The sequence below is a fragment of the Streptomyces sp. Isolate_45 genome (assembly GCF_024721315.2).
GTDB lineage: Bacteria > Actinomycetota > Actinomycetes > Streptomycetales > Streptomycetaceae > Streptomyces.
Map to the genome: position 1 here is coordinate 1 of NZ_JANFAK020000067.1, position 15,385 is coordinate 15,385.

Below are 15,385 nucleotides of genomic sequence, written 5' to 3' on the forward strand. Positions count from 1 at the left end.
CGATCTCCCGGCCGCCGTCCGGGCGGCGTCGGCCGGGGCCCGGCCGCCGTCGTGTCGCGGTTCGGCGCCGCCGGCCATCGCACCGCCGCCGTCGGTCGTCGCTGTCATGGCTTCCCCTCCGTGCAGTCTGCAGTGTCCTCTGCTGTGCTGGGGTCTGCCGTCGGCCGGTGTGCGCCTAACAGGTGCGGCGCCGGCCGGCGACTAGCGCGATATCCGCATTCGGGCGGCGATCACCTCTTGCGCACGACGACGAAGTCGGCGAGGGCGACGAGCTGGTCGCGCACCCGCTGCGGCATGTCGACGTCGTCCAGTGCGCGGATGGCGATCGCGTGCTGGCGGCGTGCTTCGTCCGCGGTCCACTGGCGGCCGCCCGCGGCTTCGATGAGGGCGGCGCGGGCCGCGAACTCCTCCTCGGAGAAGTTCTCGAAGTCGTTGCTCTTGGCGTCGGCGGTGAGCAGCCGGCCGAGCTCCTCGCAGGCGGGTCCGCCGGCCGCGAGGGCGGCGACGACGGGCAGGGACTTCTTGCGCTGGCGCAGGTCGCTCCAGGTCTGCTTGCCGGTGGCCTCCGGGTCGCCCCAGATACCGAGGAGGTCGTCGACGGCCTGGAAGGCGAGGCCGAGGTGGTAGCCGTACTCCTCCAGCTTGTCGGCGGTGCGGTCGTCGGCACCACCGAGGACGGCGCCGATGGACACCGCGCAGGCGAGGAGGGCGCCGGTCTTGTTGCCCTCCATCTCCAGGCACTCCTCGACGCTGACGCGCTCGCGGTGCTCGTAGGAGATGTCCTGGGCCTGGCCGTCGATGAGCTTGCGGCTGGCGGTCGTCAGGCGGCGGGCCGCGCGGCCGGCCTCGACGGTTCCCAGTTCCAGCAGGACCTCGTTGGCCAGCGCGAAGAGGGCGTCGCCGACGAGGATGGCCAGGGCCGGGCCGTGGACCTTCCACACGGTGTCGCGGTGGCGGCGCTGCTCGTCGCCGTCCATCAGGTCGTCGTGCAACAGCGAGAAGTTGTGGACGAGTTCCACGGCGACGGCGCCGGGGATCCCGACCTCGGCCGCGGCCCCCGCGGCTTCGGCGGAGAGCAGCGCGAGGGCGGGACGGACGGCCTTGCCGCCGTCACCGTCGGCAGCGTTGCCGTCGGCGTCGATCCAGCCGAAGTGGTAGGCGGCGACGGTGTCCATGGGCGCCGCGAGCCGGTCCACTGCGGCGCGGAGCACGGGAGTCGACAGCGTGCGGCCGCGTTCCAGGAGCGCGAGCGTGTCCGCCTTCTCCAGGCCCCCTCCGGCCGTGCCCACACTGGCAGCCGTGTTCTCGACAGCCGGGTTCCCCGGGTTCACTGGCTCTCCTCTGGTTCCTGTACGTGCTGTTCGTGCTGTGCCTGTGGCGGTGGTGCTGGTGCCGGTCGTCATACCGCCTCCTGCAGCGGGTGTTCGGCGGGACGCCCGAGCGCGGCGAGCGCGCTGTGTGCCGCGCCGAGGCCGCTGCGCACGGCCCCCTCCATGGTCGCGGGCCAGCCGGTCGCGGTCCACGCTCCGGCGAGGTAGAGCCCCGGCGTGTCGGTCCGCGGGCCGGGGCGCAGCCGGCCGACTCCGGGCGCGGGGGCGAAGGTCGCGGTCCGTTCCCGGGTGACGAAGAAGTCCCGTACCTTCGCTCCGCGCGCGGCGGGCAGCAGCCGCTCCAGCTCGGGCAGGTACTTGGCGCGCAGGGCCGCGACGGGCTCCTCGATGTCGTCCTGGGCGACCGACTGGGACAGGGCCAGGTACTGGCCGCCGTCGGTGAGGCCGGAGGCGTCGGTGCGGTCGAAGACCCACTGGACGGGCGAGCCGAGGGCCGCGAAGAAGGGCTGCTTGAGCACCTTGCGGTCGTAGACGACGTGGACGTTGAGGATGGGCGCGGTGCCGATGTCGAGGAGCTTGTCCGGGTCGGGCAGGGCTCCCGCGGGCAGCAGGGCGTGCGCCTCGCGCTGGGGGACGGCGAGGACGACGGTGTCCGCGTCGAAGGACCCGTCCTCGGTGTCGACCCGCCAGGCACCTTCTCCGGTACGGGAGACGGCGGTGACGCGGGTGCGCAGTCCGGTCGTCACGCCGGCCTTGTCGAGCGCCTTGCGGGCGAGGGTGTCGTGGAGGTCACCGAGCGGGACCTTGGCCCAGCCGATGTCGGCCGCGCCGTTCTCGGAGAGCAGCCCGGTCTTGAAGACCATGGCGGCCAGGCCCAGCGAGGACTGTTCGGCGGTGGCGTTGAGCGTGGCGATGCCGACGAGGTCCCACAGCGCCTCGATGGTGCGCGGGGACTGGCCGTAGCGGCGGAGCCAGGTGGCGAAGTCGAGTCCGTCGAGGGCCGGGTCGGTGGGGTCGAGGCGGCGCAGCGCGAGGGCGGCGCGCCCGACGGAGGCCCGCTCGGCGAGGGAGAGGTGCGGGTAGCGGGCCAGTGCCCCGGCAAGGTGCAGGGGTACGGGCAGGGCGCTGCGGCGCAACCGCCCGAGGCGGGGGCCGCGCGGGTGGGCGACGTCGAGGACGGGGACGTCGAGCCGGTCCTGGAGCGGGGCGAGGCCGGCTCCGTCCACGCGGTCGAGGAACCACCGGTAGGCGGTGCAGCAGCGGAGGTAGACGTGCTGGCCGTTGTCGACGGTCAGGTCGCCGCGCTTGAAGGAGAACGCGAGGCCGCCGAGCCGCGGGCGCCCTTCGAGGAGGGTGACCCGCAGTCCGGCGTCGGCGAGTTCGAGGGCGGCGCTGACTCCGGCGAGTCCGCCGCCCACGACGACGGCGCGGTCCTCGCCGCGCCGTTGGCTGCCGCTCATGACCCCTCCCCCGCGATGCGGTGCCCTGCCGGGCGCACCGGCGCGGGGGCCCGTCCGGCGGAGCCCGACGGGGAAGACGCGACTGCGGCCCGGGTGGTTGCCCGGTGGCCGGCGGCGCCGGGGTCGGTGGTGCGGTGCATCAGATCCGCCTCCGCGTGCTCTGGCGCGAGATGGTGCGCGCGTCGAGGCCCGACAGGCCGCGTACGGCGACGTACGCCTTCTCGTGCGTCGGCAGCGAGACACGGCCGCGCAGGACGGCCTCGGGCTCGCGCTCGATGCGGTCGAGGAGGCGGCGGTAGATGCCGGCCATGGCGGCCACGCAGGCGCCGCTGCGCCGGTCGAGCAGGGGCAGTAGCCGGTAGCCCTCGACGAACAGGGCGCGGGCGCGCCGGACTTCGTGGTGGACGAGTCCGGCGAAGTCGGAGCCGGCGGGGGCCCGGTCGCCGCGGAATCCTTCGGAGCAGCCGAACTTGGCGAGGTCCTCGGCGGGCAGGTAGGTGCGTCCGTTGGCGGCGTCCTCGCGGACGTCGCGCAGGATGTTGGTGAGTTGCAGGGCGAGGCCGAGGACGTCGGCGTACTCGTCGGCGCGGGCCGCTTCGGGGCCCGCGCCGCGCACGGTGCCGAACACGCCGAGGGAGAGCCGGCCGATGGCTCCGGCGACGCAGCGGCAGTAGACCTTGAGGTCGTCCCAGGTCTCGTACTCCTGACCGCGGACGTCCATCAGGACCCCGTCGATGAGTTCGTCGAGTCCGCCGAGCGGGATCGGGAAGCGGCGCGCGGCGTGCGCGAGGGCGACGGCGACCGGGTCGGTGTCGTCCTCGTCGATCTCGTCGGCCCGGACGCGGCCGAGGAGCGCGCGGGTCTCCTCCAGCCGGGCGAGCTTCGCCTCCGGGGGGAGGGTGCCGTCGCCGATGTCGTCGACGCGCCGGGAGAAGGCGTACAGCGCGGACATCGCCTGCCGCTTGTCGGTGGGCAGCAGCCGGATGCCGTACGCGAAGTTGCGTGCCTGCGTTCCGGTCACGGCCTCGCAGTAGCTGTAGGCCGCGATGACGGGTGCGGACGGTACGGACGCGTGTGTGGGGCCCTCCACGTTCGGGCTCACCCCTTTCTCGGCGCTGTGCGCAGGACGGCGGCCACCTCGCGGAGCAGGCCGCTCCGGGTGGGCTTGGGCGGTCCGGGAAGTACGTCGAACCCGACGTCCGAGACCGCTCTCAGGGCGGCGCGCCCTCCTCCCACGAAGCCCGCGAGCAACAGCCGGAGCCTGCCGTGGACGCTGCCCACGAGCGGGGTGCCCTCGGCCAGGAGCCCGCGCGCGCGTTCGGCCTCGAAGGCGATCAGGGCGCGTACGGAGGCGCCGGCGGACGGCGCCTTGAGATCGGCCTCGGTGACGTGGAAGCGGCGCATGTCCTCGGCGGGGAGGTAGACGCGGTTGCGGCCGAGGTCCTCGGTGACGTCCTGGAGGTGCTCGGCGATCTGCAGGCCGGTGCACACGGCGTCGGAGAGGCGGACGCGCTCGGGGGTGCTCGTGCCGGTGAGGGAGAGGACGAGGCGGCCGACGGGGTTCGCGGAGAGCTCGCAGTAGGCCAGGAGTTCCGCGTACGTCTCGTAGCGCGCGACCCGCTGGTCCTGGCGGTTGGCCTCGATGAGCCCGAGGAAGGGTTCGGGGCTGAGGCCGTGGGCTCGCACGACGGGCGGGAGGGCGGACAGCAGGGGGTGGCGCGGGGGCCCGTCGGTGCCGCCGAAGACGCGCAGGAGGTCGGCTTCGAGGGCGTCGAGCATGGCGGAGCGGTCGTCCGCGGCCGCCGGGTCGAGGCCCAGGAACACCGCGTCGCGGCCACCCGGGGCGAGGTCCCCGTCGCCGATGTCGTCGACGAGGCGGGCGTACCCGTAGACCGCCATCAGGCCGTCGCGCCAGGCGCGGGGAAGGAACGCGGGGGCGACGGGGAAGTTCTCCGCCGCGGCCTTGCGGAGAGTGGCGCGCGCGTGGGGGTCGAGGGTCCCGTCGGGGACTCCGGGGCCGCCGGGCCGGATGCCGTGCCCGGGGGTCACCGCCCGCCGCCCGGGGCGGGGACGGCCACTGTGCCTGGGGGCCGGAGAATTCCCGTAGCCATTGCCGTCACATCTCCCGTTCTACACTGCCGACCCAAGTCATCCTATTTCGGACACGCCGCCGGAGTTTACCCGGGGTACCCGGGGAGTTTCGGCTGCGGGGAATCGTCCCCTCTTGGCGCGATTGAGAACTGGTCCAGCTTACGCTGTACAACGTCGCGGAGGCCTATCGGGTATTCACCGGAGCACGGAATGTCGCCCCGCCCCGAATTGCGTCGCGGCCGCACATCCCGCTCCCCGGTGCTCCCGCACGCCGAGGCCCCCACCGCGCTTGGCGGCAGGGGCCCCGGGACCTACGAAGATCCCGCCGGTCAGTGGCCGGTGGCCTTTTCGTACGCCGAGACGACTTCCTCGGTGGGCCCGTCCATCAGGAGTTCGCCCTTCTCCAGCCACAGCACCCGGCTACAGGTGTCGCGGATGGACTTGTTGTTGTGGCTCACGAGGAAGACCGTGCCGGCCTTCTCCCGCAGTTCGCGGATGCGCGCCTCGGAGCGGACCTGGAACTTCCGGTCACCGGTGGCGAGCGCCTCGTCGATCATCAGGACGTCGTGGTCCTTGGCGGCCGCGATCGAGAAGCGCAGGCGCGCCGCCATTCCGGAGGAGTAGGTGCGCATCGGAAGGGAGATGAAGTCCCCCTTCTCGTTGATCCCCGAGAAGTCGACGATGTCCTCGTAGCGTTCCTTGATCTGCTCGCGGGTCATGCCCATCGCGAGTCCGCCGAGGACGACGTTGCGCTCGCCCGTCAGGTCGTTCATCAGCGCGGCGTTGACGCCGAGCAGGGACGGCTGGCCGTCCGTGTAGACCTTGCCGGACTCGCAGGGCAGCAGCCCGGCGATGGCGCGGAGCAGGGTGGACTTGCCGGAGCCGTTCGAGCCGATCAGGCCGATGGCCTCGCCGCGGTACGCGGTGAAGGAGACGCCGCGCACCGCGTGCACCCGGCGCACGCCGGGGGCCTCGCCCTTGCGGCGTCGGACGATCTTGCTGAGCGCGGCGGTGGCCGCGCCCTTGCCGGCGCCGCCGGTGTTGACCCGGTAGACGATGTGGACGTCGTCCGCGATCACTGTCGGGACGTGCCCGTCGGTCTTTTCAGCCACGGCCGTAACGCTCCTCAGCCTTCCAGAAGTACACGAAGCCGCCGAGGCCGATCACCACGGCCCAGCCCACGGCGAAGAGCCAGACGTGCGGGGGCAGGTTGCTCGCGCCGTAGTCGTCGATCAACGCGAACCGGATGAGGTCCATGTAGATCGCGACGGGGTTCCACAGCAGCACGTCGCTGATCCACTGCGGCTGGTCCTTGAGGTAGATGCCGATCGGGAACATCACGCCGGAGGCGTACATCCAGGTGCGCATCACGAACGGCATGAGCTGCGCGAGGTCGGGGGTCTTGGAGCCCATCCGCGCGAAGATCATGGCGAGGCCGGTGTTGAAGACGAACTGCAGCGCCAGCGTCGGGATCACCAGCAGCCAGGAGAGCCGCGGGTAGTTGCCGAAGCACACGGCGATCACGAAGACGACCACCATCGAGTACATCAGCTGCTGGAGCTGCTGCAACGAGAAGGACACCGGCAGGGCGGCACGGGGGAAGTGCAGGGCGCGCACCAGGCCGAGGTTGCCGGAGATCGCCCGCACGCCCGCCATCACCGAGCTCTGCGTGAAGGTGAAGACGAAGATGCCCATCATCAGGAACGGGACGTAGACGCCCTCGGGCATCTCCTTGCCCGCGCCGAGGATCAGGCCGAAGATCAGCCAGTAGACGGCCGCGTTCAGCAGGGGGGTCGCCACCTGCCAGACCTGGCCGAGCTTCGCCTGGCTGTACTGGGCGACCAGCCTGGCCCGGGAGAACGCCATGATGAAGTGGCGCCGCCCCCACAGCTCCCGGACGTACGCGCCCAGAGGGGGACGGGCCCCGCTCACGGACAGGCCGTACTTCCTGGCGAGCTCCTCGGGGCTCAGTCCCGCGTCTTCGGACACCGGCCTGCTCGTGGCGATGGCGCCGTCGTGGGTTGTGTCACTCACAAGTCGAAACTTTCCGTCTTCAAGATGCGGCAGAAGGGGCATCGGGCTGGAACGAAGGACCCGTGAACCGGGCCCATCGTCGCAGACACGGGCTTGTCAGATGACAGGCGGTCGGCCGAGCCGGGTCAGCCGCCACACGGTACGCCACTTCATCGGACGTCTGGGACCGCAGGGGGTGGTCCAGCCCTCCTTGAAGCCGCCGAACCAGGCCTTGAGGGCAGGCGCCGACGGCTTGCGCACCAGCGTCAGCGCGAGCCAGACGCCCAGGTACACCGGGACCAGCGGGGCGGGCAGGTTGCGGCGTGCGAGCCACACCCGGTTACGGGCCACCATACGGTGATAGACCGCGTGCCGGGAGGGGGCGGTCGTCGGGTGCAGCAGCACCATGTCCGCCCGGTAGTCGATCGACCACCCGGCGTCGAGGGCGCGCCAGGCCAGGTCGGTTTCCTCGTGGGCGTAGAAGAACTCGCCCGGCAGGGTGCCGACCTGCTCGAACACCTTCGTGCGGACGGCGTTCGCGCCGCCCAGGAAGGTGGTGACGCGGGACGAGCGCATCGGGTCCGAGGCGCGCAGCCGGGGGACGTGCCGACGCTGGGTCTCGCCGGTGTCGGGGTCGGCGATGCGGAAGCTGACGATGCCGAGCCGCGGGTCCTCGGTGAAGGCCTGGCGGCACAGTTCGGCGGTGTCGGTGCGCTCCAGCAGCCCGTCGTCGTCCAGGAAGAGCAGGACGTCCACGTCGCGGCCACCGGGTCCGAAGGCCTCGATGCCCGCGTTGCGGCCGCCGGGGATGCCCAGGTTCTCGGGCAGCTCGACGGTGCGGACGCCCTCGGGGACGCCCGTCTCCGCGGTGAGGGCCACGCCCTGCCCGACGACGACGACCTCGACCGGGTCGCCGTCCTGCCGGGCGACCGACTCGATCAGGGCCTTGAGGTCGTCGGGGCGGTTGCCCATGGTGATGACGACCGCGCCGACGCGCGGCGGGGCGCTCACCGGAGCCTGCTCGACGCGAGGACGGAGACCAGGTGGAGCACGGTCTGGAGCAGGGCGATGCCGGCGAGGACGGCGACGCCGAGCCGGGAGAAGAACAGGTCGCCCCGGACCTGGTCGAGCACGGCCAGCAGCAGGATGAGGAGGGAGGCCTCGATGCCCAGGACCAGCCGGTGGAACTTCAGCGCGGCCGCGGCCCGGCGGGCCAGGGCCATGCCGGAGGAACGCGGCTCGGAGGCGGCCTCCTGGACGGGAGGCTTGCCCACCTGGTGGCGGGCGACGCCGACCAGGTCGGTCTCGGCCTTGATCAGGATCGCGCCGAGCGCCGCGAGGGTGCCCAGGAAGGCCCACAGCCAGTCGATGCGGCCGGTGCCCCACAGGTCGGAGGCGCGCAGGCCGAAGCCGACCAGGACCGCCGCGTCGCACAGGTAGGCGCCGACGCGGTCGAGGTACACCCCGGACAGCGAGAACTGCCTCTTCCAGCGGGCGACCTCGCCGTCGACGCAGTCGAGCAGCAGGTACAGCTGGACCATGACCACGCCGAGGACGGCGCCCCACACGCCGGGCACCAGCAGGGCCGGTGCGGCGAGGACGCCGGCCAGGGTCATCACGTAGGTCAGCTGGTTCGGCGTGACCTTGGTGGTGACCAACAGGCGGGTGATGCGCAGGGAGATCTCGCGCATGTACAGGCGGCCGCCCCAGTGCTCCCCGCTGCGCCGGTCCTTCACGCCCGCCGGGTGAACGACGGGCCGGAGTTCAGCTACGGATGGTCTTGGCATAGTCGGAGTAAGCGTCCCTGATCTCGGCGGCGGACAGGTTGAGGTGTTCCAGGATCGTGAAGCGTCCCGGACGGGTCTGGGGGGCGTACTCGACGGCCGCGACGAACTCCTCGACGCTGAACCCGATCTCCTCGGGCAGCACGGGCAGTCCGTGGCCGCGCAGGACCTCGACGAAGAGTCCGGCCTTCTCGGCGGCCCCCCGCAGGTGCATGGCGAAGGCCGCGCCGATGCCGACCTGCTCGCCGTGCAGCGCGGAGCGGCCCGGGTAGAGCAGGTCGAAGGCGTGGCTGATCTCGTGGCAGGCGCCGGAGGAGGGCCTGCTGTCGCCGCTGATCGACATGGCGATGCCGGAGAGCACGAGGGCCTCGGAGAGCACGGTGAGGAACTCGTCGTCTCCGCAACCACCGGGGTGGCGGAGCACGGACTCGCCCGCGGTGCGGGCCATCGCGGCCGCCAGGCCGTCGACGGCCTCGCCGGTGATCGCGTGCGAGAGCTCCCAGTCGGCGATGGCCGAGATGTTGGAGATCGCGTCGCCGATCCCCGCGCGGATGAACCGCACCGGGGCGTCCTTGATCACGTCGAGGTCGATGACCATCGCGATCGGGGTGGGCACCCCGTAGGAGCCGCGCCCGTTGTCGTTGTCCAGGATGGACACCGGGGAGCAGATCCCGTCGTGCGACAGGTTGGTGGCGACGGCCACCATGGGCAGGCCGACCCGCGCCGCGGCGTACTTCGCCACGTCGATGATCTTGCCGCCGCCCAGGCCCACGACGGCGTCGTAGCGGCGGCCCTTTATGTCGTCGGCCAGTTTGACCGCGGAGTCGATGGTGCCGTCGACGACCGGGTACCAGTCGGCGTGCGGCAGGACGGGCTCCAGCTTGGCGCGCAGCGCCTGGCCGGAGCCCCCGCTGATCGCGATGGCGAGCTTGCCGGACGCGGAGATGCGCTGGTCGGCGAGCAGGCCGGCCAGGTCGTCCATCGCCCCTCGGCTGATGTCGACGACAACCGGCGAGGGGATCAGCCGCGTCAGTACTGGCATGCGATCGTCCGGCCCTTGGCGAGGTCGTCGTGGTTGTCGATCTCGACCCACTTGACGTCGCCGATGGGAGCGACGTCGATGGTGAAGCCGTCGTTCACGAGCTGCTGGTAACCGTCCTCGTAGTAGAGGTCGGGGTCGCGCTCGAAGGTGGTCTTCAGGGCCTCGGCCAGCTGCTCGGCGGCCTCGGGCTCGATGAGCGTGACGCCGATGTACTCGCCCGTCGCGTCGGCCGGGTCCATCAGCTTCGTGATCTTCCGCACGCCCTGGCCCTCGGCGGTGACGACCTTCATCTCCTCGTCGGCGAGGCTCTTCACCGCGTCGAGGGCGAGGATGATCTTCCGGCCCTCGCCGCGGGCGGCGAGCAGCGTCCTCTCGACGGACACGGGGTGGACGGTGTCGCCGTTGGCGAGGATCACGCCCTGCTTGATGACGTCACGGGCGCACCACAGGGAGTAGGCGTTGTTCCACTCCTCGGCCTTGTCGTTGTCGATCAGCGTGATCTTGACGCCGTACTTGGCCTCCAGGGCCTCGCGGCGCTCGTACACGGCCTCCTTGCGGTAGCCGACGACGATCGCGACCTCGGTGAGGCCGACCTCCGCGAAGTTGCCGAGCGTCAGGTCGAGGACCGTCAGGCTCTCCTCCTGGCCCTCGGGGCCGACGGGCACGAGGGCCTTGGGCAGGGTGTCGGTGTAGGGACGCAGGCGGCGTCCGGCACCGGCAGCGAGTACAAGGCCGATCATGCTGGTTCTCCTTCGTCATGTACGGCGGGTGCTCCGGAGGAGACCCAGAAGCGGATGCTCTCCACGAGCACCACCAGTGCCACGAACACGGCCATGGCCGTGAGCGCGACGGGGAACGCGTCACGGGCGAGGACGGTGGCCAGGACCACGGTCAGCAGGACCCGGCCCTCGTGGCCGCCGGTCGTCCGCACCAGCCAGTGCGGGGGCGCGCCCGAGCCACCGCGGATGCGGTAGACCGTGTCGTAGTGATGGTAGGCGACCGCCGCGACCAGTCCGAATGCGGCGGGAAGGGCCCCGGGGACGTCCGCCTTCCAGGCGAGGACGAGGACCGTCACGTACTCGGCGAACCGGAAGAACGGCGGGATCAGCCAGTCGAGGGGGCCCTTGAGGGGCCTGTCCACCGCCGCGCCGGAGACCAGGACGTAGACCAGAGCCGTCCCGATCAGCCAGGGGTCACCGAAGTCGCGGGTGACGGCGGCGCCGGTCATCAGCAGCGAAGCGAGCCCGGCCAGCCACACGGCGGCCCGGTCGGGCCGTTTGCCGGGCCGCCGGGAGGTCCAGGCGAGCACAGCGGAGTCGGCGAGGTCCGCGAGGGCCTGCGCCGCCCGGTCGGTGCGGGTCGCCTTGCGGGTCAGGGAGCGCAGGACGCGACCGGCGGTCGTGTAGAGGGCCCCGAAGGCGCAGCCGATGAGGAGCGCGTAGAAGACCGTGCGGGGGGTGGTGAGGGCGGTCAGGACCGCGATCATCGCCCAACGCTCACCGATCGGCAGGATGATCATCCGCCGGACCCAGACCGTCCATCCGACGCTGTCGAGCCGGCCGGAGAGGGCCGCGGTGGGACTCGTGTTGGCGGTCGCGTCGTGGTTCGCCTCGTTGAAGGAGAAGTCGACGACGTGCCGGCAGGTCATGAGGATCATCGCGCCGAGGGCCAGGCCCCAGACGTCGTCGCCGTTCCTGGCCGCGCCGAGCGCGAGGCCCGCGTAGAAGGCGTACTCCTTCGCGCGGTCGAAGGTCGCGTCGAGCCAGGCGCCCATCGTCGAGTACTGGAGCGAGTAGCGGGCGAGCTGCCCGTCGGTGCAGTCCAGGACGAAGGAGACGAGCAGCAGCACACCGGCCGCGACGTAGCCCCAGCGGTCACCGGTGGCGGCGCAGCCCGCCGCGATCAGCGCGGTGATCAGCGAGGCCGTGGTGACCTGGTTCGGGGTGAGGCCGCGGCGCGCGCACCAGCGGGCGATGTAGCGCGAGTAGGGGCTGATGAAGAAGGTGGTGAAGAACCCGTCGCGGGACTTGACCGCGGTCCGCAACCGGACGGCCTCGTCGTCCACGGCCGCGACGGCGGCGACGGCGCTCTCGCGCTCCGCCTCCCCGGCGGGTACGGCGGCGACGAGCGTGCCCAGTTCGGGCCGCTGGACCGTCGTACCGGAGTCTTCGACGGCGGCCGCGAGCCGGTCGGGGTAGGGCCCGGCGCCCAGCGCCTCGGGCGCGAGGGCCGCGGCCTCGTCGAGGGCGGCGCGGGCGTCGCCCCGTACGGCGAGTGCGCCGGTCACGGCGCAGGCGTCGAAGCGCGGGTCGGTCAGTGCGAGGCGCAGTGCGTGGACGTGCCCGACGAAGGCGCTGTCGACGACGGCCACGCGTTGATCGGCCGGTACGTCGGCCAGGGCCGCGGCGGTGTCTTCTGGACCGGTGACCGGGCGGACGTCGAACCCGAGCGACAGCAGCTCGTCCGCAAGCGGCGATCCGGGTACCGGCGGGCCGGTGAGGATGACGGTCGGCAGACGAACTCACTCCTTGCAGCGCGTACGGGACGGCCGCCGCGAGGGGCGGCGGCACGTCGGCAGAGGCTATCGGATGAATGGAAGCCGGCATTCATCAGCTGTTTACGGCCGGATGTTACGGTGGACGAAGACGCGTTCGACTTGTGTAAACGCGTCCGTGAACATCTGGTCGGCACACGAGCGGGAAAGAGGTGGGGTTGATGACCGTCGTAGCGATCGCGGCCATGCGCGGCGAGCTCCGGGACATCACCACTTCCTTCCGGGCGTCCGGCCGGGTCTGATCGGACCGATCGACCCCGTCGGCCGGAGCCCCTTCCTCAAGGGTTCACGTTGACCGACCACACCAGCACCACCCCTTTCTCTCCGGACACCTCCGACGAGGCCGTCTTCGCGGCCTTCATGGAGCTGCACCGGGGTCTGCCCCGGCAGTCCCCGGGCTCCGACGCGTCCACGCGCCGGTTGTTGTCCCTGTGCGGACCGCTGCCCGAGCGGCCGCGCGTCCTCGACATCGGCTGCGGCCCCGGCCGCAGCGCCCTGCTGCTCGCCGCCGAGGCGGGCGGCGCGGGCCTCGCCGAGGTGACCGCCGTCGACCTGTACGAACCGTTCCTCGACGAGCTGCGCGCCGCCGCCGCGGCCCGCGGGCTCGGCGACCGCGTCCGGGCCGTCAACGCGGACATGGGCGCACTCCCCTACGAGGACGGCTCGTTCGACCTCGTGTGGGCGGAGGGTTCCGCCTACGTCCTCGGCTTCGACCGGGCACTCGCCCGGTGGAGGCGACTGCTCGCACCCGGCGGCACCCTCGTGCTGAGCGAGTGCGAGTGGACCGCGGCGGAGCCCTCCGCCGGGGCGCGGGCCTTCTGGGACCCGCAGTACCCGCTGCGCTTCCCCGCCCGCCACCTCGCCGCCGTCCAGGCGGCCGGGTACCGCGTGCTGGGAGTCCACCCCCAACCGGACTCCGACTGGGCCGAGTACTACGGCCCGCTCGGCGAACGCGTCCGGACCGCCGAAGCCCCGACCGCCGCGGCGGGGGTCGCGCTCGCGGCCGTGCGCGAGGAGCTCGACGTACGGGTGCGGCACGGGCACGAGTACGGGTACACGGGCTACGTCCTGAGCCCGGTGACCGACGGCGACGACGGGCGGTGGCCCGCCCGGCCGGAGACCCCGGCCGACGTGGCCGCCGTACGCGCCGTCAACCTGGCCGCCTTCGAGAGCCCGTTGGAGGCCGACCTCGTGGACGCGTTGCGCGCCGACGCGTCCTGGCTGCCGGGGCTCTCGTACGTCGCCGAGGCACCCGACGGGTCGGTGGCGGCGCACGCCCTGCTGACCCGCTGCGAGGTGGACGGCGTACCGGCGCTCGCGCTCGCCCCGGTCGCGACCGATCCCGCGCTGCAGCGTTCGGGGGCCGGGAGTTCCGTCGTACGGGCCCTGCTCGCGGCGGCCCGGGAGCGGGGCGAGGCGCTGGTCCTGGTCCTCGGACATCCCGAGTACTACCCGCGCTTCGGCTTCGCTCCGGCGTCGCGGTTCGGGATCCGGGCGCCCTTCGAGGTACCGGACGGGGCCATGATGGCGCTCGTGCTGGACGACCGGCTGCCGGTCCCGACCGGCACCATCCGCTACCCCGCGCCGTTCGGTGTCTGATCCACCGCGCGTGACGGACTGACGCTCCGCCCCCCATCGCCTATCACGCGATGGGGGGCGGACATGCGTGGATCACGCGAAGTGGGGATGAGCCCCTTTTGTACGGCAGACTGAAGGTCGAAGTCCGAAGCGAAGGATGGGTATGCCGACCACACCAGCCACCGCCGCGCAGAGCGGGTCCCCCGGCGCCGGCACTCAGGAAGCGATCATGCTCGAACTGGTCGACGAAGCCGGCAACACCATCGGTACGGCGGAGAAGTTGTCCGCCCACCAGGCGCCCGGTCTGCTGCACCGGGCGTTCTCCGTGTTCCTCTTCGACGAGCAGGGCCGACTGTTGCTCCAGCAGCGCGCCCTCGGGAAGTACCACTCCCCCGGCGTCTGGTCGAACACGTGTTGCGGTCACCCCTACCCCGGCGAGTCCCCGTTCGCGGCGGCGGCCCGGCGGACCCATGAGGAGTTGGGGTTGTCGCCGTCGCTGCTCGCGGAGGCCGGGACCGTGCGCTACAACCATCCGGACCCCGCGTCCGGGCTGGTAGAGCAGGAGTACAACCACCTGTTCGTGGGACTCGCGCAGGCCGGACCGGAGCCGGATCCGGAGGAGGTCGGCGACACCGCGTTCGTCACCGCCGAGGAACTGGCGAAGCGGCACGCCGAGGTGCCGTTCTCGGCCTGGTTCATGACCGTGCTGGACGCGGCGAGGCCCGCGATCCGCGAGCTGACCGGCGACAACGCGGGCTGGTAGGTCGTCCGCGGGCAGGGCGTCCCCGAACCGGCGGGACGCCGGCGGGTGGTGGGACGTACCTGAACGGTGGGACACCCCGGGCCGCCGGCCCGTCGTTCCGCACGGGCCGGTCAGGACGTGGGGTTGCGCGGGGCGGTCAGGGGCAGGGCGGCCCAGATCACCTTGCCGCCGGTCGAGGTGTGCTCGACGTCGCAGACCCCGCCGGCCTCCAGCGTCACCTCGCGGACGAGGAGCAGGCCCCGGCCGCCGGTCTGGCCGAAGTCGGCCTCCAGCGCCTTGGGGCGGTACGGGTGGTTGTCCTCGACGGCCACCCGTACCCACTCGCGACCCACCGCGACCTCGACGGCCACCTCCGGGGAGAGCAGGGCCGCGTGCCGCACGGAGTTCGTCACCAGTTCGGAGACGATCAGCAGCAGGGAGTACACGAGGTCCTGATGGGCCGGTACGCCCTGCCGGCCGAGCAGGTCACGGACCGCGCGGCGGGCCTGCGGAACGGATTCTTCTACCGCCGGCGCGGTGAAGCGCCACACTCCCTCGTACGCGAGGGGGTCCGCCGGAGCAGGCGCCTCACCTCCCCCGGCTGGCGGGACGTTCCCGCTGTCTGTCATTTTCCGGCCCCCGTCTTCGCGCTCGATCGTCTCCACGCGTCAAGAGTGGGGAACAGCCTGGTCCGGACCGGACCCCTGACCAGAAGTCAGCGTCAATCGGACACTTTCTGACCACTGGCGTATGACAGAGTCAGTTGTTGGACTGTTCCTGATCCTGTTCG

General features: G+C 72.0%; 14 protein-coding genes. 2 read left to right on the forward strand and 12 right to left on the reverse strand.

The features are described from left to right. Positions 1–230 precede the first annotated feature (230 nt). From NOD94_RS21670 to NOD94_RS21720, 11 genes are all read right to left on the reverse strand, one after another. Complete coding sequence (locus tag NOD94_RS21670; RefSeq protein ID WP_281207685.1) at positions 231–1,403, reverse strand: polyprenyl synthetase family protein; 1,173 nt, start codon at positions 1,401–1,403, stop codon at positions 231–233. Further along, entirely contained in the window at positions 1,400–2,791 is a 1,392-nt protein-coding gene (hpnE, locus tag NOD94_RS21675) for a hydroxysqualene dehydroxylase HpnE (RefSeq protein ID WP_281207686.1), read from the reverse strand. Before hpnE ends, NOD94_RS21670 begins: the two co-directional genes overlap by 4 nt. Positions 2,792–2,930: 139 nt before the next feature. Next, on the reverse strand, positions 2,931–3,881 hold the full coding sequence (hpnD, locus tag NOD94_RS21680; RefSeq protein ID WP_281207687.1) for a presqualene diphosphate synthase HpnD: 951 nt from the start codon (positions 3,879–3,881) through the stop codon (positions 2,931–2,933). Between the two features lie 8 nt (positions 3,882–3,889). After that, on the reverse strand, positions 3,890–4,822 hold the full coding sequence (hpnC, locus tag NOD94_RS21685) for a squalene synthase HpnC (protein ID WP_281207721.1): 933 nt from the start codon (positions 4,820–4,822) through the stop codon (positions 3,890–3,892). Positions 4,823–5,211: 389 nt separating this feature from the next. Further along, positions 5,212–5,994: an ABC transporter ATP-binding protein gene (locus tag NOD94_RS21690; RefSeq protein ID WP_281207688.1), complete on the reverse strand. Its 783-nt coding sequence runs from the start codon at positions 5,992–5,994 to the stop codon at positions 5,212–5,214. Further along, complete coding sequence (locus tag NOD94_RS21695) at positions 5,987–6,916, reverse strand: ABC transporter permease (RefSeq protein WP_281207689.1); 930 nt, start codon at positions 6,914–6,916, stop codon at positions 5,987–5,989. Before NOD94_RS21695 ends, NOD94_RS21690 begins: the two co-directional genes overlap by 8 nt. 96 nt (positions 6,917–7,012) lie before the next feature. Continuing rightward, positions 7,013–7,906 carry a glycosyltransferase gene (locus tag NOD94_RS21700; protein ID WP_281207690.1) on the reverse strand — a complete coding sequence of 298 codons (894 nt, stop codon included), beginning with the start codon at positions 7,904–7,906 and terminating at the stop codon, positions 7,013–7,015. Continuing rightward, entirely contained in the window at positions 7,903–8,682 is a 780-nt protein-coding gene (locus tag NOD94_RS21705; protein ID WP_281207691.1) for a CDP-alcohol phosphatidyltransferase family protein, read from the reverse strand. Before NOD94_RS21705 ends, NOD94_RS21700 begins: the two co-directional genes overlap by 4 nt. Continuing rightward, entirely contained in the window at positions 8,660–9,721 is a 1,062-nt protein-coding gene (locus NOD94_RS21710; protein ID WP_281207692.1) for an iron-containing alcohol dehydrogenase family protein, read from the reverse strand. Before NOD94_RS21710 ends, NOD94_RS21705 begins: the two co-directional genes overlap by 23 nt. Continuing rightward, on the reverse strand, positions 9,709–10,461 hold the full coding sequence (locus NOD94_RS21715) for a phosphocholine cytidylyltransferase family protein (protein WP_281207693.1): 753 nt from the start codon (positions 10,459–10,461) through the stop codon (positions 9,709–9,711). The genes NOD94_RS21710 and NOD94_RS21715 overlap by 13 nt, the downstream gene beginning before the upstream one ends. Then, entirely contained in the window at positions 10,458–12,236 is a 1,779-nt protein-coding gene (locus NOD94_RS21720; protein ID WP_281207722.1) for a DUF5941 domain-containing protein, read from the reverse strand. The genes NOD94_RS21715 and NOD94_RS21720 overlap by 4 nt, the downstream gene beginning before the upstream one ends. A 399-nt stretch (positions 12,237–12,635) precedes the next feature. On the opposite strand from NOD94_RS21720, the gene NOD94_RS21725 reads away from it, so the two are divergent. Both NOD94_RS21725 and idi read left to right on the forward strand, forming a co-directional pair. After that, entirely contained in the window at positions 12,636–13,874 is a 1,239-nt protein-coding gene (locus NOD94_RS21725) for a bifunctional class I SAM-dependent methyltransferase/N-acetyltransferase (RefSeq protein WP_281207723.1), read from the forward strand. Positions 13,875–14,016: 142 nt separating this feature from the next. After that, a complete protein-coding gene (idi, locus tag NOD94_RS21730; RefSeq protein WP_281207694.1) occupies positions 14,017–14,616 on the forward strand; it encodes an isopentenyl-diphosphate Delta-isomerase in 600 nt (199 codons plus the stop codon). Positions 14,617–14,726: 110 nt separating this feature from the next. Here the strand turns inward: idi and NOD94_RS21735 are convergent, their stop codons facing one another. Beyond that, positions 14,727–15,224 (reverse strand): ATP-binding protein, encoded by a 498-nt coding sequence (locus tag NOD94_RS21735; protein WP_281207695.1) that lies wholly within the window; start codon positions 15,222–15,224, stop codon positions 14,727–14,729. Positions 15,225–15,385: the final 161 nt, after the last annotated feature.

Excerpts from the sequence above, each read along its gene's own strand:
- NOD94_RS21715 (WP_281207693.1), bottom strand. The coding sequence starts at position 10,461 with ATGATCGGCCTTGTACTCGCTGCCGGTGCCGGACGCCGCCTGCGTCCC.
- idi (WP_281207694.1), top strand. The coding sequence starts at position 14,017 with ATGCCGACCACACCAGCCACCGCCGCGCAGAGCGGGTCCCCCGGCGCC.
- NOD94_RS21725 (WP_281207723.1), top strand. The coding sequence starts at position 12,636 with ATGGAGCTGCACCGGGGTCTGCCCCGGCAGTCCCCGGGCTCCGACGCG.
- NOD94_RS21710 (WP_281207692.1), bottom strand. The coding sequence starts at position 9,721 with ATGCCAGTACTGACGCGGCTGATCCCCTCGCCGGTTGTCGTCGACATC.
- NOD94_RS21670 (WP_281207685.1), bottom strand. The coding sequence starts at position 1,403 with ATGACGACCGGCACCAGCACCACCGCCACAGGCACAGCACGAACAGCA.
- hpnE (WP_281207686.1), bottom strand. The coding sequence starts at position 2,791 with ATGAGCGGCAGCCAACGGCGCGGCGAGGACCGCGCCGTCGTCGTGGGC.
- NOD94_RS21705 (WP_281207691.1), bottom strand. The coding sequence starts at position 8,682 with ATGCCAAGACCATCCGTAGCTGAACTCCGGCCCGTCGTTCACCCGGCG.
- NOD94_RS21735 (WP_281207695.1), bottom strand. The coding sequence starts at position 15,224 with ATGACAGACAGCGGGAACGTCCCGCCAGCCGGGGGAGGTGAGGCGCCT.